This is a genomic window from Bacillus mycoides (genome assembly GCF_018742245.1).
Lineage (GTDB): Bacteria > Bacillota > Bacilli > Bacillales > Bacillaceae_G > Bacillus_A > Bacillus_A cereus_U.
In genome coordinates, this window is the sequence record NZ_CP036132.1 from 4059955 (window position 1) to 4086551 (window position 26597).

Here is a 26597-nt window from a genome sequence, read left to right on the forward strand (position 1 = left end):
GCCTAACAATTATATTTTAGGCAGGTTTTTTTACTCGTCTTTAACCGAAACGACATCTTCCCAATTCCATTTCTCATAATACCACTCTGGCACATCTATATTTTCAATCCACTTCTTTTCATATTTCCCATCGCTATGAGCAAGCCATACATCAGCTTTCTTACGATTTGAACGGATCCATAACAATTGGTTGCTCGTCTTAATAAAAATAGGATTATAATCGCCTTGGCTATTTGATGGCTTTGTAATTTGATGTTGTTCATCGCTTATACTATTTACTTCATATAAAGATGGTAGTGGTCTTTTTTCTGGCGGAGTTTCTATCCCTGCTTCTTTTGCTCGTGAAACGATAATTACATTATCGTTCTTCCATGTGAAATCCCAATCCACATAGCCTTTTGGAGTAAATGTATTTTGCTGGAGAGCCGGCAATTCTTTTATTTTTAAATGTTTATTCTCTAAGGCAACTCTCCCGCTCCCTTCAATATAGGCTAATATATTTTTGGATGGCGCCCATTTGAACCATTGTGTGTTTAATAACATTTGATCTACTGTTTCAAAACGACTGCCGTCTGATCGAATTAAGCAAAGTGTATTACTATCCGCTGAAAAAGAAGCTGTTGGTACTGCCAAAAACGAAATCCATTTTTGATCTGGCGACCACTTAAATCCACTTCCAGCTAATGCTAAAAAGTCATCATGCTCATTCGGTAGTGCATATAAATGTTTCATCTTATGAGGATTCATATTTGCATCCTTTTGTATTTCATATAACTGAGCACCTGTCCATCCTGTTGGAAGCAAGAACGCTTCTGATGATACAAGAAACTTCTTACCATCAGGATGCCATGCATAGTCACCTACACCACTAGCTACATTGTCAAAATCTACTTTCTTTTTTTCAACATCAAATATATTTAATGTACGTGCAAATACAAATGCAATTATATTCTCTGTTGGTGACCATTGATAATTCGATGCTTCTGATTGAGATGGTGTAACTTTCTTTCCATCTTTCAGCCGATACAGTTCAAAATGATTTTGCTTCTTTCCTTTTGCATATGCAAGCCATTCTCCATTATGTGACCATTTCGGCCCTGTTATGTACTCTCCTTTTGTAATTTGTTTTTCTTTTTCACCGAATTTAATCCATAGATTATGATTACGAATAAAGGCAACTTTCACTCCATTGTTTTCTGCGCTAGTAATAGAACTTGAACAGAAAAAAAGGCACAGAATCACGATTCCACTTACTATAAACCTTTTCATATAGCACCCCCATTTCCCCCTTTAGCATTCCTCATATTCCGCTTACTATATGCAAATTTTATCCATTCGACATAATTCCAAGAAATTTTCAATTCAAAGAGGATTGGTATGAATTATGTCGAATGTATAGTTTAGCCAACATCCGTTCCTATAATTAACGACAAAAATGCAATATTTATTTTCTGAAAATTGGCACTTTTTTATTAGGGGGAGTTTCAATGAAAAAAACTACATCTACACTATTAAGTATGGCGCTCGTCTTTTCGAGTTTTGGAGCTTTAAGCGCCCATGCTGAGTCACTGCAAAAAGAGAAGCAATTTAGTCCACAGTTAAAAGCGAATATTGAACAATGGGGAGAAAACAAAATCGCGCAAAATGTTGAAACAAAAACATCAAAAGAAATTTCTGTCATTGTAGAATTACAGCATGCTCCACTCGCTTCACAAAGTAACATTCAGCATGCTCCGGATCTAAAAAATAGCAATGTGCAATCATACCATGCGCAACTAAAAAAGGCACAAGAGGATACAACAAAGAAAATTAAAGAAAAAGCACCGAAGGCAACGATAAAAGAAACATACAGTACATTATTTTCTGGGTTTTCTATTTCTATCCCAGGAGATCAAATTGCTGCTTTAGCTTCTTTACCTGAAGTAAAAGCAATTTATCCGAACTTAACATATAAGTTACATGAAACATCAAAAAGCCCAGCAGATCAAGAAACACCAAATGTTGGCGGCCCTACAGTTGGTGCACCTGAAGCTTGGAATTTAAAAGATCCAACTGGCAAACCCCTTGATGGAAAAGGAATGAAAGTCGCTATTATCGATTCAGGTGTCGACTATACCCACCCTGATTTACAAGCAAATTATATCGGTGGCTATGATACAGTCGATGAAGATAATGATCCGATGGATGGAAACGTCCACGGTACCCATGTTGCTGGAATTATTGCTGGTAACGGAAAAATAAAGGGGATTGCTCCGAATGCTTCTATACTCGCTTACCGTGTCATGAATGATGGTGGTACTGGTACGACCGATGATATTATTCAAGGTATTGAGCGCGCTATTCAAGATGGTGCCGATGTTTTAAATCTATCTCTTGGTCAAGATTTGAATGTACCTGATCAACCTGTAACATTAACGTTAGAACGTGCAGCAAAGCTTGGGGTTACTGCGGTCGTCTCAAATGGAAATGACGGACCAAAACCTTGGTCTGTTGACGCTCCTGGTAACGCAAGTAGTGTCATCTCTGTTGGAGCATCTACAGTTTCTATTCCATTTCCAACATTCCAAGTAGCTGGTTCCAATAAATCTTACCAAGGATTACCTTTATCAAAAGCAGATTTCCAAGTAGGAAACGATGCTCAGCTTGTATATGTTGGCTACGGTAATCCAAGCGATTACGCTAAACAAGATGTGAAAGGGAAGTTCGCCCTTGTTTTACAAGGAACTTCGAGCACGTTAGTAAAAGCAGAACAAGCGAAACAAGCTGGCGCTCTCGGCGTGCTACTAATTTCTAACGAAAAAGAAATTAATATTATGCCCGAATATTTTGGACGTGAAGATGTAGCTCTTCCAGTTATGCAACTATCAAATACAAATGGTGAAGAGTTGAAAAATTTAATTACAAAACGAAAGAAAAATATAAAAATTGGACAACCAAGCCAAACCGAACTTATTGGTAACTTCAGTTCAAGAGGACCATCACAAGGAAGTTGGCTCATAAAGCCTGATATAGTTGCACCTGGAGTGAAAATTACTAGTACAGTACCAAGAGGTGGCTATGAATCTCACAACGGAACAAGTATGGCTGCGCCACAAGTAGCGGGAGCCGTTGCTCTGCTGCGTCAAATGCATCCTGATTGGACGACAGAACAATTGAAAGCAGCTCTTGCCAACACTGCAAAAACATTAAAGGATGTCAATGAAAATACATATCCTGTCATGGCACAAGGATCTGGTTTAATTAACATTCCAAAAGCAGCAAAAGCAGATGCATTAGTGAAACCAAACAATGTAAGTTTCGGTCTCATTAAACCTAATAGTGGCAAAGTGAAGTTAACACAAAATATTACGTTACAAAATCTTTCTAACAAAAAGAAAAACTTCTCAACTCGCATTGAATTACTAGATACAAAAACAAAAGTCCAGACTTCTTTCCCTTCTTCTATTAGCATTAAACCGAATAGTAACATCGAAAAGCCTTTTACTATTACTGTTGATAGCTCCTTACCACAAGGTGTATATACGGGAAATCTATATGTAAAAGAGCAAGGGAAGACTGAAGAAATGCGTATTCCATTTACATTTAGCATCGATCCGAAAGAATACAAGCGTATTGATGGCCTTGAAATCGTTAATTCTACTTTCAGTCCAAATAATGACAGCATACTAGATGACAACCTTATCAATTACTATTTAGTTACACCAGTTGAGGATGTAACGTTTCATGCTAATTTAATTACGAAAGACCGAGTAACATATAAAGGAATCGTTCATCAAAGTAAGAATGAAACACCAGGTTATAAATCTTTCAAATGGAATGGTACGAAAACTGATGGATCACCTCTACCTGATGGCTTATACCAAATTGAAGCTGTTGCTTCTAATTCTGGAGGAGAAACGAAACAAACAGGAGCTGTATTTGTCGACCGCACTGCACCGAAATTATCGCCTGAAGTAGATCAAGAAAACCTCGTAATTAGAGGGAAAGTAGATGATATACTTTTAGATTGGATGACAGAATCCGGATGGGTTGCTCCAGGACATCCAGTAACAATACAGTATGAAATTAATGGAAATGGCGTATGGGAAAATGCATTCTTGAACCATTGGGAGAAAAACTTTGAAATTTATTTCGATCGCAATCAATTACAACAAGGGAAAAATACAATCCACATTGCAGCAACTGATGCAGCCGGAAATACATCTAATTTAAACGTCGATTTAGAAATGAAATAGTAAAATTATTGTTGACAATCTTTTAAATATAGTTTTATAATACAAAACATAGTTTAGTTGAACGAATTATATATCGGCTTTGAAGGAATACTAGTAGCGACTTATATCCCTGTCTCAGAGAACTGATGGTTGGTGCGAATCAGTACATATACAAGCGTGAATTACAATTCTGGAGCTTCTTTCCCGTAATGCTTTTTATGCATGAAGAGAAAGACGGATCTTTCCGTTATCTTAAAGTAAGTGGTAAACGATTAATTGTTTACAAATAGGGTGGTACCGCGATTTTTATCGTCCCTATCGGATTTTCCGATAGGGGCTTTTTTGCGTCCTTCCCTTTTAAATAACTTCATATTATACGCGTTGAAAGAATCGCAGTAGTATCTTATATCCCTGTTTCAGAGAGCTAATGGTCGGTGGAAATTAGCACATATATAAGTACGAATTACAATTCTGGAGCTTCTTTTTCGTAGTGCTTTTATGCATGAAGGAAAAGACGGAGTTTTTCCGTTATCATTAGTTGAGATGTAAGTACCTTTTCACTTACAAATAGGGTGGTACCGCGATTTTTTCGCCCCTATCGGATTTTCCGATAGGGGCTTTTTCTATTTCTCACACAAACAGTTGTTAAATAATTCCGAATCTTATGATAAGATTTTATAAGCGCTTACATTATTTAAGGGAGGTGGTGCAATCTATACGAACCGGTATTCATTTTTATAGAAAACAAGGAGGATGTCTAAATGACAAAGAAAACAGAAATTCCATCACATTTAAAACCATTCGTATCCACACAGCATTATGATCAATACACACCGGTGAATCACGCTGTTTGGCGTTACATTATGAAACAAAACCATAACTTCTTAAAAGATGTTGCTCATCCCGCCTATGTTAATGGACTACAATCATCTGGTATTAATATAGATGCGATTCCAAAAGTAGAAGAAATGAATGACTGTTTAGCACCAAGCGGCTGGGGCGCCGTAACGATTGACGGACTTATTCCCGGCGTAGCATTCTTTGATTTTCAGGGGCACGGATTACTACCAATCGCAACAGATATTCGTAAAGTAGAAAATATCGAGTATACACCAGCTCCTGATATCGTTCATGAAGCAGCAGGACACGCACCGATTTTACTTGATTCTACATATGCAAAATATGTGAAGCGCTTTGGACAAATTGGAGCGAAAGCTTTCTCAACAAAAGAAGAACATGAGGCTTTTGAGGCTGTTCGTACATTAACGATCGTAAAAGAAAGCCCGACTTCTACACCTGAAGAAGTTGAAGTTGCTGAAAATGCTGTAATCGAAAAACAAAACTTAGTTTCCGGTTTATCAGAAGCAGAACAAATTTCACGTCTATTCTGGTGGACAGTGGAATACGGCTTAATCGGTAATATAGATGATCCAAAAATTTACGGTGCTGGTCTCCTTTCCTCTGTCGGTGAAAGTAAGCATTGCTTAACAGATGCTGTAAAGAAAGTTCCATTCTCAATTGAAGCTTGCACCGGGACAACTTATGACGTAACAAAAATGCAGCCACAGCTATTTGTTTGTGAATCATTTGAAGAGTTGACTGAGGCACTTGAGCAGTTCTCTACAACGATGGCATTTAAAACAGGTGGCACAGAAGGATTAGAAAAAGCAATCCGCTCCGAAAATCATGCTACAACTGAGCTAAGTAGTGGATTACAAATTACAGGTACATTTACAGAGACAATTAAAAATGATACTGGTGAAGTTATTTACACACGAACAAGCTCACCAACTGCATTAGCAATTCATAATAAACAACTAGCAAATCATTCTACATCTGTGCACAGCGATGGATTCGGGACACCAATCGGATTACTAGATAGTGATATTGCATTAGAAAATTGTACAGAAGAACAATTACAATCATTAGGCATTACAATTGGACATAGTGCAGAGTTTACTTTTGCAAGCGGCATTCATGTAAAAGGAACAGTAACAGACATTGTAAAGAATGATAAAAAAATTGCTCTTATCTCCTTTATAAATTGTACAGTTACTCATAAAGATCGCTTATTATTTGATCCTTCATGGGGAGCATTTGATATGGCTGTCGGCTCACAAATCACTTCTGTATTCCCAGGAGCGGCAGATGCGGCTGCATTTTTCCCGATGAATGAAGCAGTACAAGAAACTCCTGATCCACTTGTACTGAATGAGCTTGAACGTATGTATCAAACAGTTCGGGATATACGTAACGATAGTATTTTACACGATACTCATACTGATCAATTAATAGCTATTCAAGAAGTATTAAATAAATTTCATCCGAAAGAATGGTTGCTTCGTCTTGAAATTTTAGAATTGCTTTTAGAACATAATAAAGGCCACGAAGCATCAGCGGCATTATTGCAACAACTTTCTACTTTCACAACTGACGAATCTGTAACACGTCTTATTAACAACGGTCTTGCGTTACTACAGGTAAAGGATGTGAAAAATGATGCTACGACTAACTAATGAAGAGGTACAAGAAGAATTAGTTAAGCTGGATAAATGGACAGTGAAAGATGAAAAATGGATTGAAAGAAAATATATGTTTTCCGACTACTTAAAAGGAGTCGAATTTGTCTCTGAAGCCGCCAAACTATCAGAAGAACATAATCACCATCCATTTATCCTTATCCAGTATAAAGCAGTCATTATTACTTTGTCATCATGGAATGCAAAGGGTTTAACCAAACTAGATTTTGACCTTGCAAAGCAATTTGATGAACTGTTTTTACAAAATGAAAAAGCGATTATAAGAAAGTAAAAAAGAGAAGCCTTTAATTAGGCTTCTCCTTTTACTTTAAAATGTATACCATGTCCAAACGGATCCTTGGCCTGTAATATTCCATCTTTGTACGTAGCAACTACGCCAATATATTTTAAGCTTTCACATACTTGCTCTTTTTGTTTTTCATCCGCTAGTACAATTGTGAAATATTTCAAGCCAACGGAATTTGGCATTTGTGGTGGTATCCCTTCACCTTGCCACGTATTTAAACCGATATGATGATGATAACCACCTGCGGATACGAACAACGCTCCATTATGAGCTGGGATTGTTACTTCAAAGCCAAGACCATCAACGTAGAAACGTTTCGCTTCTTCTAAGTCAGCTACATGTAAATGAATATGCCCCATCACAGTAGCAGCCGGGAACCCATTCCATGCACTTCCTTGCTGCAATAATTCTTCACCGGCTAATGGGTTACTAACAAATGGTAGCTCTCCATTCTCATCACGCCAAACTTCTTTTTGGCGATCATGATAAATTTCAATCCCGTTTCCATCTGGATCAGCTAAATAAAGAGCTTCACTAAAGTAATGATCGGCTCCACCGTGCAGTGGATATACCATCTCTACAAGATGACGAAGAATGTTCGCTAAGTCCTGTCTGGTTGGTAATAAAATTGCGTAATGATATAACCCTGTTCTCCCTCTTTGCTTTGGTAAAGCTTCTTTCTTTTCTTCAATGATAAGGAGTGGTTCTTCATTTTCATTCCCAAATGTAACGACTGTTTTCTCTTCTTTTAGCACTTTCATACTTAATACTTCTGTATAAAACTCTAGTGATTTCTTTATATTTGATACGTATAGATGAACAACACCAAGTGTTGTTTCGGGATGAAGTTGAAAGCTCATCTTGTTATACCCCCATTTAAATTAGTTCTTCTTTGACATTTTCTCTTTTAAGAAATTATCTACAAAACCATCAGCTTTCGCAATAAATAAATAAGCACCCATTGCTAATAATGCAAGTTCTAATTCGAAGCCAGGATTTTTCCCATCTCCTAATAAACCAGCTGACCATTTCACTTTTACAATTGCTCCAACCATAACAAGTGCAAATAATAATCCAATATATCTTACACCTAAACCTAGAATTAACAATAGACCTCCAACTAATTCAACTGTTGCTACACCGTATGCAAGTCCTCCTGGTAAACCAATGCTTGTGAACCACCCTGCAATATTGTCAATTCCTGATTGGAATTTTGTTAAACCGTGCATAAAGAATGTTACCCCTAACACGATACGAATAATTAAGTTACCAATATGTTGATTCATTTCTTTCTCTCCTTTATTGTTTTGTTATACAAAACTTTTATTTACATTACAAAACATACACTATTTTTTTTTATTCGTCAATTCATTTTCAGTGGGAAAATATATATTTTTTTTGCTATGATACAAATAGTTGTTTACAAAAAGGAGCTTGATTTTATGAATATTGGTTCTGCGATTCGTGAAATTCGTCAACGTAAAGGCATAACAATTGCACAAATTTGTGAAGGGACAGGTCTTTCTAAAGGTTTTATGAGTCAGGTTGAAAATAATAAAACATCACCATCTATCTCAACTTTAGAAACAATCTCCATTTTTTTAAATGTTCCCCTTCCTTATTTACTGTTAGAACAAAAGGATCGAATGAAAATTATAAAAAAAGAAGAACGGAAATACAGCGTATACGGTAAAGATGAACAAAGAATTGAGCATGTTGCTGAGCAAGGTGGTCTCCGCCTATCTTTAGTAGAAATTTCTGCCGGATTCCCGAAAGAAAACTCACCAAATGCTCATGAAGGCGAAGAGTGTCATCTTGTATTACGCGGAAAACTGGAAGTTCAACATGGTGAAGATATTGCAATTGTAGAAGAAGGTGATTCTTTCTCCTGGAATGCGTGCGTTCCCCATATTGTTCGTAATATAGGTGAAGAATCTGCGTTATTACTTATCTCTAGTCATGCTGAAAATCGAAAACGAGTTTACTAATTGATAAAAAAGAAGCCTGTTTCATAACAGGCTTCTTTTTTATTCCCTTATAATTCCATAACTCGTCCCAACTAGTACAGTCTTTTCATGTTGATTGCGATAAACGGACTCAATTGAAACTTTTTTATATCCTTCCATTTGCTCAATATTTGTTAATGTTAATTCACAAGTAATCGTATCACCTGTAAAAACTGGCCTAATAAATTCACTTACTAATTCCCTCGCTATGTAATGTAACTCTTCTCCTACTTTCGTACCAATGCTGGCAGTCAATAGACCATGAACCATTAATTGTCCATTCTCATCATATTCCATATGATGTCTACCTTTATCGCCTGTAATATTTGCAAATTCAAAAACTTCTTCCTCGGTAAACCTTCTTTCATATTTAAATACATCCCCAACTTTTACATTCATTTTTATCCCCCGTTTAATAAACTGAATTTTCTTTTATTTTATCACAAAATAAGTCTCAGTTCAGTTTATATTATTAAAATAGCGATCCTTTTTCTTCACTACCTTATAATTTTATCGATGCCCATCCTTTTTTGCCACTTGATACCCATAATACGCACATGTTCCATTTCTTGATAACTCTCTTACTTCAAAACCACAGCTTCTATAAAAATCAAAATTGTTAGCGGATGTATGCGCAAACCAATCGCCATGCGGAAGCTTTTGTAAACAAAGAGCTACAAGTTTCTTACCTAACCCTTTTCCCCTATACTCACACTTCACAACTAAATTTACTATGTTAGCAACCATGATTTGATCAGAAATCACTCTAACCATCGCGACCATTTCTTCTTCATCCCAAATTGTGAAAGCCCATGTGGAATTTTCAAATGCTATCGAAAATTTTTCAATTTGCCAAGAAGGGATATTATCATTACTCCAACCGGCATCTTCAAATAAAGTTTTAATTGCATATGCTGGTACACCGTTCGTTCCCTCACGAATAATAAGTCCATTATGGTAAATATACATGTAATCCCCCCTTTATTTTTATATACCATTCTCCAAAAAATGCAATTCACCTTTTTTCATCCAACCCGCTTAATGGAATAAACGAGAACATCCATCTCATGAAATGAAGTTGTTTTCTCATAACTAAGCCCTGTTTTTCTAGCAACAAATATTGAAGCTGGGTGGTTCGGATTAATAAGTGAAATTAATTTATTCATTTGTAATGCTTGAAAACCATAGTCTCGAAATGCCGCCGCAGCCTCTTTCGCATACCCTTTCCCCCAATACTTAGGAAGTAACCAATAGCCAATCTCAATTTCCTCTTTTCCATCTACCTTCTGCTTGACAAGTCCTGCATGACCAATTCGTATCCCTGTTTCCTTTTCAATCATTACAAATAAACCGAGACCGTTTTTATAATTTGGAAGTACCCTCTCCTCCAAACTTTTTTTACATTGCATAAATGTTTTTAACATTCCATTTCCAATATAGCGCATTACCTTCTCATCCCCCCATAAAGAAGCATAAAACGGTAAATCATCCATTGTATATTTGCGAAATTGTAAACGATCTGTATGAAACACTCTTTTATTCACTCCCATCATTTTGAACCTCATTACATAACTATATATTTCAAACTACTTAAATGTTAAATAATTTTTATCAAGACGCCACTGAAAAGAAAGAAAATTCAGTCTTACAAAAATGTATTATATCAAAAAAAAGCAGTAGACAAAAGAGTGTCTACTGCATCCATATCATAACTAGTATTAAGAAAACTACAATTGAGGGGGTGTAGGATTTTCATATATACTAGATACTTATCCCGTTCTAACGGGCGGTAAACCTTCCAATCTTTTGAGTGGAAAGTTTACCGCACATAAGAACTTTGCGGTCATTAAGAAAGCACTGTTAAGTATTCAAATACACGCTGAGCTTTTTCTCCACCCATTCGTGCATGTTGAAGTAGCGAAATGCCATGCGGGCCAGGTGCAAATAATGCTTCTGGTTGTACTACTAAAATAGCTTGTACGACTTCAAGTTCACCAAGCATAGCCGCTGCAAAAATATCCATCCGAGCGCCCTTTGCCGGTAAATAAAGTGCAATATCTTTACGTCCTACATGGGCCGCTGCTCCTAAGGCACTTTCCCAATCTGAGCCGCCCCAATTATAAGAGGCATGAAGTAAGCTTGGCGATTCTGCCAATAGTTCCTGTACTTTTTCTAAATCTCCGTGAGCTGCCATAACAAATTCTCTTACTAATTCAATGGTAATACGTTCTTCTGTTTGCATCGCTCTGCTCCTTTTTTAGAAATTCGTTTCGGTGTAAAAAATGGCTTGTCGCTTCCTTGAAAAATATCTACTTCTATGCCAAATACATGTTGAAACATTTGTTGACATAATACTTCTTCTGGTACACCGTCATACTGAATCTCTCCTCGCTTTAATACGAGTAAACGATCACTATATTGAGCCGCTTGGTTAATGTCATGTAAGACCATTATAATTGTCATACCAAACTCCTCGTTTAATCGTTTCACAAGTTCCATTACTTCCAACTGGTGAACGATATCCAAAAAGGTTGTTGGTTCATCTAATAATAAGACATTTGTACGTTGTGCTAGCGTCATCGCAATCCAAGCACGTTGTCTTTCTCCTCCTGATAAGGATTGTAAAAGACGATATTCATACCCTTCAAGATTTGTAACAGACAATGCCCAATCAACAATTTCTTCATCTTCTTTGTTTAAGCGACTACTCCATGATTTATGAGGACCTCTTCCGAACTCTATTAGTTCTTTCACTGTTAAATCTAATTGATGATCATGCATTTGTGGTAACATCGCTAATTGCTTCGCTACATCCGCACTCTTCATCGTATGAATATTTGTCCCATCTAAAATGATATCTCCTTCGCTTTGTTTAAGTAGCCGTGCTATTAAACGCAGCAAAGTAGATTTCCCGGATCCATTCGGACCGATTAAACTAACGATTTCTCCAGCTTTAATATGTACATTCATATTTTGCATTTGAAATCTTTCAGAATGTGCGTAAAACACTTTGTTAACGGAAATCACGTTGTTTTCCTCCTCTATGAATTAAATATAAGAAGAACGGACCACCTAAGAAGGACAATAAAATACCAACAGGCAATTCGATTGGATCGAACCAACTTCGAGCTATCGCATCCGCGAAAACAAGTAATATCCCTCCGCCAAGGCATGATAATGGCAGTAAATATTTATAGTCATTTCCAACTAATAAACGTAACATATGCGGTACAACAAGACCTACAAATCCAATTAGACCAGAAACACTAACCGCAATTCCAGCTAACATTGTACTTACTACTATTAAATAAAACCGACTTCTTTCCACGTTATGCCCTAATAATTTCGCCATTTCATCCCCAAGCATTAATACTCGAATGTGTTTAATACCGAAGAAAGCTAATACAATAGCGAATATTGCATAGTAAATAATCATATTTAAATGTGCCCAGCTCACACCACCAATACCGCCAGCTAACCACGGTAACACGGATTGTACTTTGTCACTATGTAATAACATTAATGCTGACGTTGCTGCACCAATTAATGCATTGATTGACACACCTACTAAGACGATTCTTGAAGGCGGTGCCCCTTTTTGCCATGATAAAGCATAAATGACCATCGCTGTTATGAAAGCTCCTAAAAACGCTCCTAGCGGTAAAAAAGCCATGTGCTGAGGAAATAGAATCATAATTACAATTGCTACAAGACCCGCTCCAGATGAAACCCCGATAATTCCAGGGTCTGCAAGAGGGTTTCTCATAACCCCTTGCAGTAATGCTCCAGATGTAGCTAAACACGTTCCTACTATAAACCCAACGAGCACTCTCGGTATGCGAAGATCCCATACAATCCGATGAACTGTCGAACTTTCATCTTGTATCCCTGTTAGAATGTCTCGTAAAGAAAAAGATAAACTTCCTGCGAAAAGACCGTAAAAAAGACTTAGGAATGTTAATACGACTAAAGTAACTGCTATTATCCATCTTTTCTTTGCAAAAGGATGTTCCTTTTCTCTTACTATTTCACTACTCTCCATACTTATCATTTCCTTACATCTTGTATACTTTTATACATGAATTCCATCGCTTCTGTAACTTTTGTCCCAGGGTTTGATCCAAATAAATCTGATGGCAAAATAACTACACGATTTCGTTTTACTGCATCCAAATTTTTCCATGCTTCATTTTTCATCATTTCGCCTTCAAATGCTTTTTTCACACTATTGGGATCTCCATGTGTAATTAAATAAATCACATCTGGATTTGCTTCAATAATACGTTCTACACTTAGCTGTGCATATTGCGGATATTCTTTCATTTCTGGAAAACCAGCTGCGATATTTTTCCCGCCCGTTTTTTCTAAAATATCCCCTGATAGAGATGTTGGTAATGCTGCTAAATAAGTGCCTGGTGCCCCATACACTAGCAATGCTTTAACGTCACTCTTTTTCTCATATTTCTTCATTTGATCATTAATTTTTTGGTTAAGCTCTTTTGCTTTATCTTCTTTCTTCATTACTGTTCCATACATTTCAATACTCTTTTGAATATCTTTTACAGAGTTGGCTGAAGAAATGATTACTTTTGTTCCTTGCCCTTCAACCGTTGGAATATTTTTTTGGAATCCATTATTAGCAACAAGTACGTCTGGCTTTAAACTAGCAATTTGTTCAAAGTTTGGCTGATGTGCATTTCCAATTACTTGTGTTTTTTGCAAATCTTCTGGAAGGGGAATTTTTGCATCTGGACGCCCAACGATTTTCCCTCCTAAAGCATGGATAATATTCATATCCCCCATACTTAACGTCGCAAAACTTTCAGGAACTTTATTGAATGTTATCTTTCTGTCTGAGAGATCGGTAATTTCGATTTTTTCTGTTCCTTTGTCTGTTTTTGTTGCGGATGCTTTTTCGTTTTCTTTTGCACTGCAACCTATTAATAAGAAAAAAATAGATAAGATCGCTGTGAACAGCGTAATGGATTTTTTCATTCTTTCACCTCTAATTGATAACGATAATCATTAACTACTATTCTACTTTAATTGATATAGATTATCATTGTCAATATAAACCGCATACATTTTCTTCAAAAACGAAAAAAACGCTACAAAAAGACTTTTTCTTTTCGTAGCGCTCTATTTAACAATTTTCTTCATATTCGCTCTCCTCTAATTGGTCACGCATCGTTCTAACACACTTAAAGAAGAAAAAAGCAAGAACTAAAAATACAACAATACTCCCCATCATAACAAAAGACTGCACCATATCTTTGACTCCGCTTGGAATTAATAAGCCGATCATTAAAAATGTACTTATAGACAAAAGTACTTGTCCGAAACGGGTATAATCTGCTATTTTTCCTTGTAATTCTTTCATCTCTTTATCACTCCCATCCTCACTTTATCACATTCTATTAAGCTTAAAGACAAGTAAATAGAACCAAACTGGGAGATGTTTTCCAAAGTAAAAAAGAGCCACTTAAATGCGGCTCTTTTTTATCTATTATACGCCTTTATATGCTTCCATATAAATTTCTTTCAGCTCTGAAATGAGCGGTAATTTCGGATTAGCTGTTGTACATTGATCTTCAAAAGCTCTTTCTGCTAACATTTCCACAACAGCTTCAAATTGTTCTTTAGCAACTCCTTGTCCTGCAATACTCATATTTATATTTAAGCTTTTTCCAAGCTCAATAATTGCTTGGACGAGTGATTCCACACCTTCTGCCGCTGAACTTGCTGGAAGCCCGAGCATCCTCGCAATATGTGCATAGCGTTCATCTGCCACAAAGTGCTCATATTTTGGGAACAATGCGTGTTTCCTTGGCTTAATAGCATTATAGCGAACTACATGCGGCATAAGAATTGCATTTGCGCGTCCGTGTGGAATATGGAATTCTGGTCCAAGTTTATGTGCTAAACTGTGATTAATACCAAGGAAAGCATTAGCAAATGCCATCCCTGCAATCGCAGAAGCGTTATGCATTTTTTCTCGCGCCTCTTCATCATTTCCATCTTTATATGCTCTCGGTAAATATTTAAATACGAGATCAATTGCTTTTAACGCTAAACCGTCCGTATAGTCATTTGCCATAACAGAAACATAGGCCTCAATTGCATGTGTTAATACGTCCATTCCAGTATCTGCTGTTACATGAGGTGGTACTGTCATTACAAATTGCGGATCAACAATTGCTACATCTGGTGTTAATTCGTAATCAGCAAGCGGATATTTTATATTATTTTTCTTATCTGTAATAACCGCAAATGGCGTCACTTCTGAACCCGTCCCTGATGTTGTTGGAATGGCAACAAATTGCGCTTTATTTCCTAATTTTGGATACTTACATGTACGTTTTCTTATATCTAAAAACTTCTGTTTAATGCCATAGAATGTTGTTTCTGGGTGCTCATAGAAAAGCCACATCCCTTTTGCTGCATCCATAGCTGAACCACCGCCAAGTGCGATAATTACATCTGGCTTAAAGCTTTTCATCATGTCCGCACCTTTAAAAACAGTTTCATCTGATGGATCTGGCTCAACCTCAAAGAAAACTTCAACTTTCACATCATTTGCATGCTTACGTAAATAGTGCGCGACTGTATCTACATATCCATGCTCAACCATTCCTGGATCCGTTACAATAAATGCACGTGAAATGTTAGGCATGTTTGCTAAATATGCTGTAGCATGTTTTTCAAAATAAATTTTTGGTGGCAATTTGAACCACTGCATATTCTTTTTTCTATTTGCCAGCCTTTTTATATTTAATAAATGAGTCGCTGTTACGTTTTGGGAAACTGAGTTTTTCCCGTAGGAACCACAACCAAGCGTAAGTGATGGAATAAATCCATTATATATATCCCCTATTCCACCTTGTGATGAAGGTGCATTTACAATGAGACGGCAAGCTTTCATGTGTAATCCAAATTGCTTTTGCACTTCTTTGTTTGTAGAATGGATGACTGCTGAATGTCCTAAACCACCAAGGTTCAACATTTCTTCGCAATATGTAAATCCTTCTTCTAATGAGTTTGCTTTTACACAAGCTAATACTGGACTCAGTTTCTCACGAGATAAAGGATATGCTGCTCCGATACCTTGAATTTCAGCTACAAGCATTTTTGTATTTTCCGGAACAGTAATCCCAACTAATCCAGCAATATACTGTGCGGGTTTCCCTACGATATCACTATTTACTGCACATGTATTTTCATTAATAACAAGCTTTTCTAATTTTCTTCTCTCTTCTTCTGTTACAAAGTAACAATTATTCGCAATCATTTCTGTTTTAACATCATCATAGATTTCCTTATCGACAATGATTGCTTGTTCCGATGCACAAATCATACCGTTATCAAATGTTTTCGATAAAATCAAATCATTAACAGCTCGTTTTATATGCGCTGATTTCTCTATATAACACGGTACATTACCGGGACCTACACCTAGCGCTGGTTTTCCAGTAGAATAAGCTGATTTCACCATACCAGCCCCTCCAGTTGCTAGAACGAGTGCTACACCATCATGGTTCATTAATTGTTTCGTCGCTTCGACAGAAGGTCTTTCAATCCATTGAATACAGTGCTTTGGTGCACCAGCCTTCACTGCTGCATCATATACTGTTTTCGCTGCTGCAATAGAACATTTTTGTGCAGAAGGATGGAATGCGAAAATAATTGGATTTCTCGTTTTTATCGCGATTAATGCTTTAAACATCGTTGTCGACGTTGGGTTGGTTACTGGCGTTACTCCAGCTACTACACCAACCGGTTCCGCAATTTCTATTACTTCTTCATGAGGATCTTCATGAATAATTCCTACCGTCTTGTCTTTCTTTATACTATGCCAAATGTATTCAGTGGCAAAAATATTTTTAATGCATTTATCTTCATATACACCACGACCCGTTTCTTCAACAGCCAATTTCGCAAGCGGCATATGTTGATCAACACCTGCTAGTGCCATTTTATGAACAATGTTGTCAATTTGCTCTTGTGTAAAACCTTCTAATGCTTGTAAAGCTTTTTGACCGTTATCTACTAACGAATCAATCATCTCTTTTACTTCCTGCATTTCATTTACAACTTTCTCTTTGACTACCATGTAAATTTCCTCCTATTCTACTATTCCGGTCCTTATATGTCCCTATAGGTCAAAATAAGTCCCAATTATCGCAAAAAAAATAGAGTTGCCTGCCTACATGAATTTCATTGTTTGTGAAACATTTCACAAGTTTGTTCGTGATTAACATTTCATGAATTCAATATACATGAAATTATTTCATTTGTGTATGTCTATTTTGTGAAACATTTCACAAAATGATGTAATAAAAATGCACTGCTCTATATTAGCAGTGCATTTTTATTATGCTAGCGCTTGTGCCAAATCTTCAATTAAATCTTCACCATCTTCAATACCGACTGAAATACGAATTAATGTATCTGTAATTCCTAACTCTTTGCGGCGATCTGCTGGGATTGATGCATGTGTCATTTGAGATGGGATAGAAATTAAACTTTCTACTGCTCCTAAGCTTTCAGCAAGTGTAAAGTATTGTAATTTCTCAAGTACTTTATTTAATGTTTCTTCACTATCTACATCAAATGAAATAATAGCCCCAAATCCATTTGCTTGTTCTGTTGCTAATTCATGATTTTGATGTGATGCAAGACCTGGGTAATATACTTTATTTACTTTTGGATGGTTATTTAAAAACTCAGCAATGGCGCGTGAATTCGTTTCATGTTCTTCCATACGAATTCCTAATGTTTTTAAACCGCGAAGTAGTAAGAAGCTATCTTGTGGGCCAAGAATACCTCCTGTTGAGTTTTGTACAAAGTGAAGGTCTTCTGCTAATTGCGGGCTATTTACAACTACTAGACCTGCAACTACGTCACTATGTCCTCCTAAATATTTCGTTGCACTATGAAGTACAATGTCTGCTCCTAAAGAGATTGGCGACTGCCAATATGGCGTCATGAATGTGTTATCAATAATTGTTAATACATCTTTCTCTTTAGCAAGAGTAGATATTTTCTTAATATCAGTAATTTTTAGTAATGGGTTCGTTGGTGTTTCCACATAAATCGCTTTCGTATTTGGACGAATCGCTTCTACAACTTCCTCTAGGTTTGTTGTATCTACAAATGTATGCTCAATACCGAAGCGGTTTAATACTTTCGTAATAACACGGTACGTTCCGCCATAAACATCATCTGTTAAAATGACATGATCACCTTTTGAGAACAACATAATTGTCGCTGTAATAGCAGCCATTCCTGAACCAAATGCAAATCCAGCATGACCATTTTCTAATACGGCAATCATTTCTTCTAGAGCTGCACGTGTTGGGTTACCTGTACGTGAATATTCATATCCTTGATGCTTACCAACTGCTTCTTGTTTGTACGTACTCGTTTGATAGATCGGTACGTTTACAGATCCAGTTGAAGGTTCTCCTATGCGAATACCATGAATTAACTTTGTCTTTGCTCTCATTTTTTATTCCCATCCTTTGTATATGTCTTTACTTAAATAGCGCTCACTACTATCAGGAAAAATCGTTACAATATTTGTACCTGGTGCTGCTTTCTCTGCCTCAAGTAAGCTTGCATGAAATGCTGCTCCTGAAGAGCTCCCAACGAGAAGGCCTTCCTTTTTCGCTAATTCTTTCACTCGTAAAAATGCATTTCGATCAGAAATTGTATGAATTTCATCAAAATAAGATGTTTTTAAAAATGGTGGAATGAATTCAAGACCAATACCTTCTGTTTCATGTGAACCAGCTTTGCCGCCATTTAAAATAGATCCTTCTGGTTCTACAATAACCGTTTTAATATCAATATTTTTTTCTTTTAAATAAGACGCAGTTCCCATAAACGTACCGCCAGTTCCTGCACCCGCAACAAATATGTTAATCTCTCCATTCAGTGCGTCCCAAAGTTCAGGACCTAGTGTTTTGAAATAAGCACGAGGGTTTGCTTCATTAGCAAACTGACTTGGAGAGTATGAATTTGGTATTTCCTTTACTAATTCTTTTGCCTTTGCAATTGCGCCGGTCATTCCTTGCTCAGTCGGTGTATGCACGACCTTTGCACCTAGCGCTTTCATTAATTCTTGTTTTTCAATACTAAATTTCTCTGGTACACAAACAATGACGCGTAAATCATGTTCTAACGCTGCAAGTGCCAGTCCAATGCCGGTATTTCCAGCCGTCGGTTCAATGATTGTTCCGCCCTCTGCAACAAGCCCTTTTTCTAACGCATCTTCGATTAATTCTCTTCCTAAACGATCCTTAACGCTTCCGCCTGGGTTGTAAAATTCAAGCTTTGCAAATAAACGGACTCCTTTCGGAAGTGAAAAACGAGTAATTTCTACGATTGGTGTATGGCCAATCAACTCATGAACTCCACGATATACATTCATCGTGTTCTCCCCCTTATTTGCCAATAAAGAAAAGGCAACTGTATGTATTTTCTTTATATGAGACAGTTGCCTTTTTGTTACATTACTTTAACTCTTCTAGCACTTTTACGATAAAGTTTGTAGAATGAAGAGCTGCTTGATCTAAAAATTGATCAAATGAAACATTTGATTCTTTACCAGCAATATCAGAAAGTGCACGAATAATAACAAACGGAACTTCATATTGGTGGCATACTTGTGCAACAGCTGCTGCTTCCATTTCTACTGCATAAAGATCTTCAAATTTATCACGAATGGCTGCAACGCGGTTCGGATCACTCATAAATGAATCGCCTGTTGCAATCATACCTTTTACAACTTGAATACTTTCTTCTGATTGCATACATTTTTCAGCTAATGCAACTAATGCCTCATCAGCTTTAAATCCAGGTGGCATTCCAGGTACTTGACCATATTCGTAATTAAATGCAGTTACATCTACGTCATGGTGACGAACTTCTGTTGAAATAACTACATCTCCAACATTTAGAGAATGATGGAATCCACCAGCTGAACCAGTGTTGATTACTTTTTCAGGCTTATATTTTTCTAATAAAATTGTCGTTGACATCGCTGCATTTACTTTACCAATACCAGACTTTAACAAGATTACTTCATGTCCTGCCAATAGCCCTTTCGTAAATTCACAACCTGCAACAGTTTCTGTTTCTGCTTGTTCTAATTTGTCACGTAAAATACGTACTTCTTCTTCCATTGCTCCAATTACAGCAATTCTCAATCTAATCCCTCTTTCTATTGCTTAGTTGCCTCCATTACCCAAACGAAATGATTTAATCTCGTAAACGTTACATGGAAGCCATTGTTTTCAAAAATAGATTGCATGATCGGAATACGTGTATAGTATTCTGTTTGCAAATCGTTTGCTAACTGATGGAAACCTCTTTGTTTTGCTGTTTCAACAGTTTTATCATATGCATCTTGATCTGCAAATATCGTATCAGCAAACACTATTTTACCACCTTTGTTTAGCAATTGACTATACTTCGCAATCGCTACGTCTTTTTCATCATCTGTTAAATGATGAAATGCGTAAGTGCTCACGATAGTATCGATTGAATTCGGGACTTCAAATGATAGAAAATCACCTTCTGTAATTGAAAATTCTTTTGGTAATTTCTCTTTTGCAATTGTACGCATTTCGCGTGACGGTTCTATACCGTAAACTGTGCGACCAGCAAGTAATAATTTATTTGTTAAGTTGCCAGTACCAACACCAAATTCTAATACGTTGCCAAATGACTTGTTAACTACATCCTCTAAAATGTCCTCATAATGGGCGAAAACTTCTTTATATTGTATATCTTCGCCTTGTACAAATGAGTCGTACGTATGAGCCCATTCATCAAATAAACCATTAAATTCTGTTCCCATAAAAATTCCCCTTTTTCTTATCGGTTTTATCAGTATAATATGCCCTCTTTCTAAAAATGTCAATTGAAATGTACGTAGTATTTCCTTCTTTTCTTTGTTACACTATAGGTGATTACATAGGAGAGGAGTGGTCTTCGTGTCATTTACCTTTGAAATGTTAGAAGATAAAGTGGAGTTTTTTGAGGCTGCAAATTTAGTTTCTTTAGAGAAGAAAATTAGCGAACAAATTGATAATAATAAAGCACTTATGCTCGAAGTTCATCATATTTCTCACCAAATGGTTATGGACCCTGAAAGTAAAAGACCTTATTATAGCGCGGTTGTGCATTTTAAGTTAAAGAAATTACGTTAACTAAAAAAGAGAAGCTCCTAAGAGCTCCTCTTTTTTAGTTTAGAGTTTGAACGAGTACCGGTTTCCAGCCCTCATTTTCTACCCAATCAATATTTACATAATATTTTTTACCTGATTGCTTATCTTGGACATTACCGTATGCTTTATTCTTACCGTTATTTCCGATTCTATGAATAACTAATTGCTCTACTGGAACGTCAATTGCAGTGGAAATCGCTTGATTCATTTCATTCCAATCTGCTGTACCTTTTTTAAACGTCATCGCAGGTGTTCCACCTTGCTGCGTACCTACTGGCTTCCAAGAGGATTTCGTATACGCATCTGTTGCCTTTGGCTGTGTTTTTTCAGCTGGTTCTTTCTCGTTAGCTTTCGCTTCTTCTTCAGCTTTTTTCTTTTCTTCTTCAGCCTTTAGCTTCTCTTCTTCCTTCTTCTTAGCCTCTGCTTTCTCTTGCTCGTTCTTCTTCGTCTCTTCTTTACCTTTAGCTTTCTCAACTTTATTCTCTTTTGTTGTTTGCTGAGTTACTTTTTTATCACTAGAAGACGCTTGCTCTTTTGTACCAGGAACAAACAATTGATATGCTACAATAGCTACTGCTACTAATACAATAGCAATCGCAATATTTAAAACACCGTTTTGACGACGTTTTTGTTGTTTCTGTTGAAATCTAGATCCTCCTGCCATTCTTCAAACCTCCATGCAGTTTTTCATACTTGCTATTGTAACATTAAATCTAGAAAGGTTGAACATTTACAATAATATTTTCACGAAATGAAAACATTTCATAAATAATTGCAAGATTACTTTTCAATTTCTAATTGATGAATTGCTTCTACCATTTCTGCAAAAGCTGGTGTAACTACATTTACGTTATCTGTTTCTATATCAACTACAACTAAAGCATATCTTGGGTTTTCATATGGAAAATAACCTGCAAACCAGCGATTCACCTTCTCTCCTTTTCCTGTTTGTGCCGTCCCAGATTTTCCAGCGACAGTTAGTTGCAACGAACGGAATGCGGTTCCCGTTCCTTTCTCCATCGTTACAACGCCTCTTAACAACTGTTGTAATTTTTTCATCGTTTCATAAGAAAGCTGTTTCCCATTTAATTTATGATTTTCAAATATAAAAAAGTCGGTTCCATTTTTATACACTATTTTTTTCACAGCTTTCACTTCCATCTTCTCTCCACCTCTAGCAATTGTCGCCATCATATTCGCTATAGCTAGAGGTGACACACGTACATCTTTTTGTCCGACCATCGTTTGAGCAATCGCTTTTCTACTATCTTTATTTTCTTCGCTCCCCCAAATAACAGCACTCTTTTCTTCTGGCAATTGCTCAAATTCTGGTGTATGAAATACCGAACCTTTCCACCCTACCTTCTTACTTGCTCCTAAGGCCTCTAAATACGTTTCTAACACATCCCTATCCTTTTGCATTAGTTCATCACCTAATACGGCAAACGTTCGATTACAGCTTCTAGCAAAGCTTTCCTTAAAGTTTAATGACCCCATCATAACTTGTGGAAGATTTTCACCGTATAAATCCGTATTGCAGTTAAATGTACGATTAAACCGCACCAAATTCTCATCAATTACTGCTGCTGCAACTACTGTTTTAAAAACAGACCCCGGAAAATGAGGAGTTAACATTTGATTTTCAAGTGTAGCTTTATATATCCTCCTATCATTCATCTGTAAAGAAGGCCTACTTACCATTGCTAAAACTTCACTATTCTTTATGTCTAGTAATACTAACCCACCTTTTTTTATTCCATTTTCATCTATAATCCTCTCTGCTCGTCGTTGCAACGTTTTATGTATTGTTGTTTGAATAGTAACTGGATAAAACGGATTTCCTGGTGAAGTGTATTTCGCCTGTTTCCCGAAAATCGGTTCTCCCTGTCGATCCACTTGATATAGTACTTTCGCTTCTCCATCAGTCAGTAAAAATTCATCAAATGATTGTTGCAATCCAGAAATACCAATTGGCGTTTGTTTCGAAGTTTTTTTCATTTCTCCATAACGCTTTTGAAATTCCTGCTCATTCTCTCCCACATCACCAATTAAATGACTTGCCTCTCCCGTTTGCTTCAGTCGAACTTCTGCTGCTACAATACCTAAAATATCTAATTGATTTACCTTCTCCATCTGCTCGAGCGTTAATTGAAATGGGATATTCCCCCTTCGTAATATAAATGCTTGATTCTTATTTTTCATTTGCAGTCTTATTTCTTGTCTCGACACACCAATGATATGCGCAATTTTCTCTAACATGTCATTTTTTATTTGTAAAAATGGAAAAACAATTAAGACTGGATATTTCTCTTCACCAATTCCCTTACCATTTCGATCTGTAAAATGCCCTCTTCCATTATCTACTGTAAGTGATTGTGTTCGTTGCGTAACACTTTTTTCAATCAAATTGATATTTCGATCAGTAAAGGATTCCGTATCAATAATCTGTATTTGGATTAAACGACAAAGTAATAAAAAAATCACACCCATAAAACAAATTAAAACAATTATAATTCTCCGTTTCATTTTCATAAAAAACACCTCGTCTATTGTAGTTTAGACGAGGTGTTTCACCTTTTATACAAATAAAAAATCACTCGTTTTCACACGAGTGATTTTTACGTTATTTTACAGAGATAATCTCTACTTGCATTTCTCCGCCCGGTGTTTGGATTGCTACCTTCTCACCAATTTGCTTACCTAATAAGCTTTTTGCGATTGGAGAATCGTTAGAAATTCTTCCTTCAAATGGATCAGCTTCTGCGCTACCTACGATTGTGTACGCTTCTTCGTCTCCACCTGGTAACTCTTTAAATGTTACTGTTTTACCTAATGTTACAACTGTAGACTCTTCACCATTGTCTTCAATGATAACCGCATTACGGATCATATTTTCAAGTTGTGTAATGCGTCCTTCTACGAATGCTTGCTCATCTTTCGCTGCATCGTACTCAGAGTTCTCAGAAAGATCTCCGAAGCTACGTGCGATCTTAATACGCTCTACAACTTCTTTACGTCTTACTGTTTTTAATTGTTCAACTTCGTTCTCTAGTTTTTGCTTACCCTCTTGCGTCATAGGGTATGTTTTTTCTGTTGCCATGTTTTCCACTCCTTTTATATACCAATCCCCTGAAAAAAAGAGGAGTTCCATATGAAAACTCCTCCGCTTATATATAGCGGAGGTTTCTAGCACACGTGCACTAGTGGAGTTGTCACATACAACCCCTTATTCTCCAATTCTTCCTTATATAAAGAAGGTATGTATGGAAAGTTGATATAAATATGCCCTCACCTATTGGTAGGTGAGGTTTCATGTTTCATTGTATTCGATAAGAAGGGAAAAAATCCCTTCCTAACGTATATCTTTTACTATGCTATTACAAATTTACTTTTTGTTCAAGAATTGTTGCAATTTTTGTAACCATAATATCAATTGCAACATGGTTTTGTCCACCTTCAGGGATAATAATATCCGCAAATTTCTTAGAAGGCTCAATAAATTGATTATGCATTGGTCGTACAACGTTTACGTATTGGTCAATAACTGAATCCATTGTACGACCGCGCTCTTCAATATCGCGCTGCATGCGGCGTAAAATACGAAGGTCCGCATCTGTATCAACGAACACCTTAATATCCATTAACTCACAAAGACGTGGGTCTTCTAAAATAAGAATTCCTTCTAAAATAATTACATCTTTCGGCTCAACTGGAATAATTTTTTCTGAACGCGTATGCAATGTATAGTCATATATAGGCTTTTCCACTTGCTCATATGCAAGCAACTGCTGCAAATGGTCAATTAACAAATCATTATCAAACGCTAACGGATGATCGTAATTTGTTTTTAAACGTTCTTCCATTGGTAAATGGCTTTGATCTTTGTAATAATAATCTTGCTCCAAGATTAAAATGGAATGACCTTTAAAATGGTCAAAAATCGCTTTCGTTACACTTGTTTTTCCTGATCCTGAACCACCAGCGATTCCAATTACAACAGGCTTATTCGTCCCCATTCGACTACCACTCTTTCTTATTGAAGTATGTTTTTGCGCATCATATTATTCACATACACTGGTTGATCCACTTTGAATTTCACGATTTGCAACGGATGTCTCGCTGCATCTAATTCGTTTCCATCCTCATCCCAAATTTTCTCCACCGTCTGCGTAAAGTTTTCTATTTCTGGCCCAAAGAACTCCACTTCATGTCCTGGTTTGAAGTGATTACGTTGCTCAAGCGTTACGATGCCCGTTTCTTCATTATAATCTAACACTAAACCAGCAAAATCATACGTTGTTTTCTTACTATGATTTCCAAACATTTGCTCTTGATGTCCTGGAACCCCTTCAAAGAATGCAGGAGCTGTATCACGATTTGCACATTTATCAAGTTCATCTAACCATTCTTGTTTAAACTCAAAGTTATCCGGATCCGCACAATACGCATCAATTACTTTACGATATACAGTTGCTACAGTCGCTACGTAATGGATAGATTTCATACGTCCTTCAACTTTTAAGCTATCAATTCCAATTTCAATCATTTTCGGAATGGATAAGATTAAATTTAAATCTTTTGGGCTCATCGCAAAGTGAGCATCTTCTTCTTGGAATAGAGGAAGCTCTTTTGCATCTTTATGTTGTGATACCGTTTGAACTAAATCATAATCCCAGCGGCAAGATTGACAACAACCACCACGGTTAGAGTCACGCGCTGTCATATGGTTACTTAATGTACATCTCCCTGAATACGCGATACACATTGCACCATGGACGAATGCTTCAATTTCAATATCAACTTTTTCTTTAATTTCTTTCATTTCTTCATAGCTTGCTTCACGAGCTAATACAAGACGATGTAAACCTTCTTCTTTCCAATACTGTGCTGCTTTCCAGTTGGATAGTGATTGTTGTGTACTTAAATGCACCTCAACAGAAGGCGCTACACGTTTACATGTCTCAATAATAAGCGGATCGGCAACGATAATTCCCGTTACGCCAGCTTTTTCAATCCCTTTTAAATATTCCTCTAGCCCATCCATATTTTCATTATGTGCAAAAATATTTGTTGTTACGTATATTTTTGCTCCATATTTCTTTGCAAATTCAACGCCTTCTGCCATGTCTTCCAGCGTAAAGTTACCTGCATTAGAACGAAGACCAAATTCTTGTCCACCTAAATATACAGCATCTGCCCCATAATGGATAGCTACTTTTAATTTTTCTAAGTTACCCGCAGGGATTAACAGTTCAGGTTTTTTCACAATAACGCGTTTGCCATCGATCACCCGTGAAATTTCTTGTACAGTCATTTCC

26 protein-coding genes and 2 other annotated features are annotated in these 26597 nt (G+C 36.7%); of the genes, 5 read left to right on the forward strand and 21 right to left on the reverse strand.

Translation table 11 applies throughout. The features are described from left to right. Positions 1–30 precede the first annotated feature (30 nt). Complete coding sequence (locus EXW56_RS20845) at positions 31–1269, reverse strand: TolB family protein (protein ID WP_215596905.1); 1239 nt, start codon at positions 1267–1269, stop codon at positions 31–33. Positions 1270–1487: 218 nt separating this feature from the next. On the opposite strand from EXW56_RS20845, the gene EXW56_RS20850 reads away from it, so the two are divergent. From EXW56_RS20850 to EXW56_RS20860, 3 genes are all read left to right on the forward strand, one after another. Beyond that, a complete protein-coding gene (locus tag EXW56_RS20850; RefSeq protein ID WP_215596906.1) occupies positions 1488–4235 on the forward strand; it encodes a S8 family peptidase in 2748 nt (915 codons plus the stop codon). Between the two features lie 70 nt (positions 4236–4305). Then, positions 4306–4534: a binding site (T-box leader), on the forward strand. A 52-nt stretch (positions 4535–4586) separates the two neighbouring features. Next, positions 4587–4814: a binding site (T-box leader), on the forward strand. Between the two features lie 161 nt (positions 4815–4975). After that, entirely contained in the window at positions 4976–6730 is a 1755-nt protein-coding gene (locus EXW56_RS20855) for an aromatic amino acid hydroxylase (RefSeq protein WP_215596907.1), read from the forward strand. Then, entirely contained in the window at positions 6711–7025 is a 315-nt protein-coding gene (locus EXW56_RS20860) for a 4a-hydroxytetrahydrobiopterin dehydratase (RefSeq protein ID WP_002199307.1), read from the forward strand. The genes EXW56_RS20855 and EXW56_RS20860 overlap by 20 nt, the downstream gene beginning before the upstream one ends. A gap of 17 nt (positions 7026–7042) precedes the next feature. On the opposite strand, the gene EXW56_RS20865 is transcribed toward EXW56_RS20860, so the two are convergent. Both EXW56_RS20865 and EXW56_RS20870 read right to left on the reverse strand, forming a co-directional pair. Next, positions 7043–7900, reverse strand: coding sequence for a VOC family protein (locus tag EXW56_RS20865; RefSeq protein WP_002199306.1), 858 nt, complete (start codon positions 7898–7900; stop codon positions 7043–7045). Positions 7901–7921: 21 nt separating this feature from the next. Then, positions 7922–8326: a DoxX family protein gene (locus EXW56_RS20870; protein ID WP_002199305.1), complete on the reverse strand. Its 405-nt coding sequence runs from the start codon at positions 8324–8326 to the stop codon at positions 7922–7924. A 156-nt stretch (positions 8327–8482) separates the two neighbouring features. On the opposite strand from EXW56_RS20870, the gene EXW56_RS20875 reads away from it, so the two are divergent. After that, positions 8483–9028 (forward strand): helix-turn-helix domain-containing protein, encoded by a 546-nt coding sequence (locus tag EXW56_RS20875; RefSeq protein ID WP_002160413.1) that lies wholly within the window; start codon positions 8483–8485, stop codon positions 9026–9028. Positions 9029–9067: 39 nt separating this feature from the next. Here the strand turns inward: EXW56_RS20875 and EXW56_RS20880 are convergent, their stop codons facing one another. The 13 genes from EXW56_RS20880 to EXW56_RS20940 form a co-directional block, all read right to left on the reverse strand. Continuing rightward, on the reverse strand, positions 9068–9445 hold the full coding sequence (locus EXW56_RS20880; RefSeq protein ID WP_002111947.1) for a MaoC/PaaZ C-terminal domain-containing protein: 378 nt from the start codon (positions 9443–9445) through the stop codon (positions 9068–9070). A 111-nt stretch (positions 9446–9556) separates the two neighbouring features. Beyond that, entirely contained in the window at positions 9557–10015 is a 459-nt protein-coding gene (locus EXW56_RS20885; protein WP_002199304.1) for a GNAT family N-acetyltransferase, read from the reverse strand. Between the two features lie 56 nt (positions 10016–10071). Next, positions 10072–10599 (reverse strand): GNAT family N-acetyltransferase, encoded by a 528-nt coding sequence (locus EXW56_RS20890; RefSeq protein WP_002111949.1) that lies wholly within the window; start codon positions 10597–10599, stop codon positions 10072–10074. A gap of 293 nt (positions 10600–10892) precedes the next feature. Beyond that, the gene (locus EXW56_RS20895; protein WP_215596908.1) at positions 10893–11288 is read right to left on the reverse strand and encodes an ankyrin repeat domain-containing protein; all 396 of its coding nucleotides are present in this window, start codon (positions 11286–11288) and stop codon (positions 10893–10895) included. After that, positions 11255–12073 (reverse strand): ABC transporter ATP-binding protein, encoded by an 819-nt coding sequence (locus tag EXW56_RS20900; protein WP_002199302.1) that lies wholly within the window; start codon positions 12071–12073, stop codon positions 11255–11257. Before EXW56_RS20900 ends, EXW56_RS20895 begins: the two co-directional genes overlap by 34 nt. Further along, on the reverse strand, positions 12060–13088 hold the full coding sequence (locus EXW56_RS20905; protein WP_002199301.1) for a FecCD family ABC transporter permease: 1029 nt from the start codon (positions 13086–13088) through the stop codon (positions 12060–12062). The genes EXW56_RS20900 and EXW56_RS20905 overlap by 14 nt, the downstream gene beginning before the upstream one ends. Before the next feature lie 5 nt (positions 13089–13093). After that, positions 13094–14041 carry an ABC transporter substrate-binding protein gene (locus EXW56_RS20910; protein WP_215596909.1) on the reverse strand — a complete coding sequence of 316 codons (948 nt, stop codon included), beginning with the start codon at positions 14039–14041 and terminating at the stop codon, positions 13094–13096. Between the two features lie 148 nt (positions 14042–14189). Further along, positions 14190–14426 (reverse strand): YrhC family protein, encoded by a 237-nt coding sequence (locus EXW56_RS20915; RefSeq protein ID WP_002111956.1) that lies wholly within the window; start codon positions 14424–14426, stop codon positions 14190–14192. A gap of 126 nt (positions 14427–14552) precedes the next feature. Beyond that, on the reverse strand, positions 14553–17156 hold the full coding sequence (gene adhE, locus EXW56_RS20920) for a bifunctional acetaldehyde-CoA/alcohol dehydrogenase (protein WP_215596910.1): 2604 nt from the start codon (positions 17154–17156) through the stop codon (positions 14553–14555). A 261-nt stretch (positions 17157–17417) separates the two neighbouring features. Beyond that, positions 17418–18551: a bifunctional cystathionine gamma-lyase/homocysteine desulfhydrase gene (locus EXW56_RS20925; protein ID WP_002111958.1), complete on the reverse strand. Its 1134-nt coding sequence runs from the start codon at positions 18549–18551 to the stop codon at positions 17418–17420. Between the two features lie 3 nt (positions 18552–18554). After that, the gene (locus tag EXW56_RS20930) at positions 18555–19478 is read right to left on the reverse strand and encodes an O-acetylserine dependent cystathionine beta-synthase (protein ID WP_002111959.1); all 924 of its coding nucleotides are present in this window, start codon (positions 19476–19478) and stop codon (positions 18555–18557) included. An 82-nt stretch (positions 19479–19560) separates the two neighbouring features. After that, entirely contained in the window at positions 19561–20256 is a 696-nt protein-coding gene (gene mtnN, locus EXW56_RS20935; RefSeq protein WP_002199294.1) for a 5'-methylthioadenosine/S-adenosylhomocysteine nucleosidase, read from the reverse strand. Between the two features lie 14 nt (positions 20257–20270). Then, positions 20271–20909 (reverse strand): class I SAM-dependent DNA methyltransferase, encoded by a 639-nt coding sequence (locus tag EXW56_RS20940; RefSeq protein WP_002111961.1) that lies wholly within the window; start codon positions 20907–20909, stop codon positions 20271–20273. 136 nt (positions 20910–21045) lie between these two features. Between EXW56_RS20940 and EXW56_RS20945 the strand changes: the two genes are divergently transcribed. Continuing rightward, entirely contained in the window at positions 21046–21261 is a 216-nt protein-coding gene (locus tag EXW56_RS20945) for a YrzA family protein (protein WP_002160402.1), read from the forward strand. A gap of 34 nt (positions 21262–21295) precedes the next feature. On the opposite strand, the gene EXW56_RS20950 is transcribed toward EXW56_RS20945, so the two are convergent. The 5 genes from EXW56_RS20950 to EXW56_RS20970 all read right to left on the reverse strand — a co-directional run bounded on the left by EXW56_RS20950 (position 21296) and on the right by EXW56_RS20970 (position 26593). Beyond that, positions 21296–21943, reverse strand: a complete 648-nt coding sequence (locus EXW56_RS20950; RefSeq protein WP_002199293.1) for a YrrS family protein — start codon at positions 21941–21943, stop codon at positions 21296–21298. Between the two features lie 116 nt (positions 21944–22059). Next, positions 22060–23811 (reverse strand): peptidoglycan D,D-transpeptidase FtsI family protein, encoded by a 1752-nt coding sequence (locus EXW56_RS20955; RefSeq protein WP_215596911.1) that lies wholly within the window; start codon positions 23809–23811, stop codon positions 22060–22062. Positions 23812–23902: 91 nt separating this feature from the next. Further along, positions 23903–24379, reverse strand: a complete 477-nt coding sequence (gene greA / locus EXW56_RS20960) for a transcription elongation factor GreA (RefSeq protein WP_002173560.1) — start codon at positions 24377–24379, stop codon at positions 23903–23905. A 277-nt stretch (positions 24380–24656) separates the two neighbouring features. Beyond that, complete coding sequence (gene udk, locus EXW56_RS20965) at positions 24657–25295, reverse strand: uridine kinase (RefSeq protein WP_002015274.1); 639 nt, start codon at positions 25293–25295, stop codon at positions 24657–24659. A gap of 17 nt (positions 25296–25312) precedes the next feature. Further along, on the reverse strand, positions 25313–26593 hold the full coding sequence (locus EXW56_RS20970; protein ID WP_002111968.1) for a peptidase U32 family protein: 1281 nt from the start codon (positions 26591–26593) through the stop codon (positions 25313–25315). Positions 26594–26597: the final 4 nt, after the last annotated feature.

Bases quoted from the DNA above. Each gene is read 5' to 3' on its own strand.
- EXW56_RS20845 (WP_215596905.1), bottom strand. From the start codon at position 1,269: ATGAAAAGGTTTATAGTAAGTGGAATCGTGATTCTGTGCCTTTTTTTC.
- EXW56_RS20850 (WP_215596906.1), top strand. From the start codon at position 1,488: ATGAAAAAAACTACATCTACACTATTAAGTATGGCGCTCGTCTTTTCG.
- EXW56_RS20855 (WP_215596907.1), top strand. From the start codon at position 4,976: ATGACAAAGAAAACAGAAATTCCATCACATTTAAAACCATTCGTATCC.
- EXW56_RS20860 (WP_002199307.1), top strand. From the start codon at position 6,711: ATGATGCTACGACTAACTAATGAAGAGGTACAAGAAGAATTAGTTAAG.
- EXW56_RS20865 (WP_002199306.1), bottom strand. From the start codon at position 7,900: ATGAGCTTTCAACTTCATCCCGAAACAACACTTGGTGTTGTTCATCTA.
- EXW56_RS20870 (WP_002199305.1), bottom strand. From the start codon at position 8,326: ATGAATCAACATATTGGTAACTTAATTATTCGTATCGTGTTAGGGGTA.
- EXW56_RS20875 (WP_002160413.1), top strand. From the start codon at position 8,483: ATGAATATTGGTTCTGCGATTCGTGAAATTCGTCAACGTAAAGGCATA.
- EXW56_RS20880 (WP_002111947.1), bottom strand. From the start codon at position 9,445: ATGAATGTAAAAGTTGGGGATGTATTTAAATATGAAAGAAGGTTTACC.
- EXW56_RS20885 (WP_002199304.1), bottom strand. From the start codon at position 10,015: ATGTATATTTACCATAATGGACTTATTATTCGTGAGGGAACGAACGGT.
- EXW56_RS20890 (WP_002111949.1), bottom strand. From the start codon at position 10,599: ATGATGGGAGTGAATAAAAGAGTGTTTCATACAGATCGTTTACAATTT.
- EXW56_RS20895 (WP_215596908.1), bottom strand. From the start codon at position 11,288: ATGCAAACAGAAGAACGTATTACCATTGAATTAGTAAGAGAATTTGTT.
- EXW56_RS20905 (WP_002199301.1), bottom strand. From the start codon at position 13,088: ATGGAGAGTAGTGAAATAGTAAGAGAAAAGGAACATCCTTTTGCAAAG.
- EXW56_RS20910 (WP_215596909.1), bottom strand. From the start codon at position 14,041: ATGAAAAAATCCATTACGCTGTTCACAGCGATCTTATCTATTTTTTTC.
- EXW56_RS20915 (WP_002111956.1), bottom strand. From the start codon at position 14,426: ATGAAAGAATTACAAGGAAAAATAGCAGATTATACCCGTTTCGGACAA.
- adhE (WP_215596910.1), bottom strand. From the start codon at position 17,156: ATGGTAGTCAAAGAGAAAGTTGTAAATGAAATGCAGGAAGTAAAAGAG.
- EXW56_RS20925 (WP_002111958.1), bottom strand. From the start codon at position 18,551: ATGAGAGCAAAGACAAAGTTAATTCATGGTATTCGCATAGGAGAACCT.
- EXW56_RS20930 (WP_002111959.1), bottom strand. From the start codon at position 19,478: ATGAATGTATATCGTGGAGTTCATGAGTTGATTGGCCATACACCAATC.
- EXW56_RS20940 (WP_002111961.1), bottom strand. From the start codon at position 20,909: ATGGGAACAGAATTTAATGGTTTATTTGATGAATGGGCTCATACGTAC.
- EXW56_RS20950 (WP_002199293.1), bottom strand. From the start codon at position 21,943: ATGGCAGGAGGATCTAGATTTCAACAGAAACAACAAAAACGTCGTCAA.
- EXW56_RS20955 (WP_215596911.1), bottom strand. From the start codon at position 23,811: ATGAAAATGAAACGGAGAATTATAATTGTTTTAATTTGTTTTATGGGT.
- greA (WP_002173560.1), bottom strand. From the start codon at position 24,379: ATGGCAACAGAAAAAACATACCCTATGACGCAAGAGGGTAAGCAAAAA.
- udk (WP_002015274.1), bottom strand. From the start codon at position 25,295: ATGGGGACGAATAAGCCTGTTGTAATTGGAATCGCTGGTGGTTCAGGA.
- EXW56_RS20970 (WP_002111968.1), bottom strand. From the start codon at position 26,593: ATGACTGTACAAGAAATTTCACGGGTGATCGATGGCAAACGCGTTATT.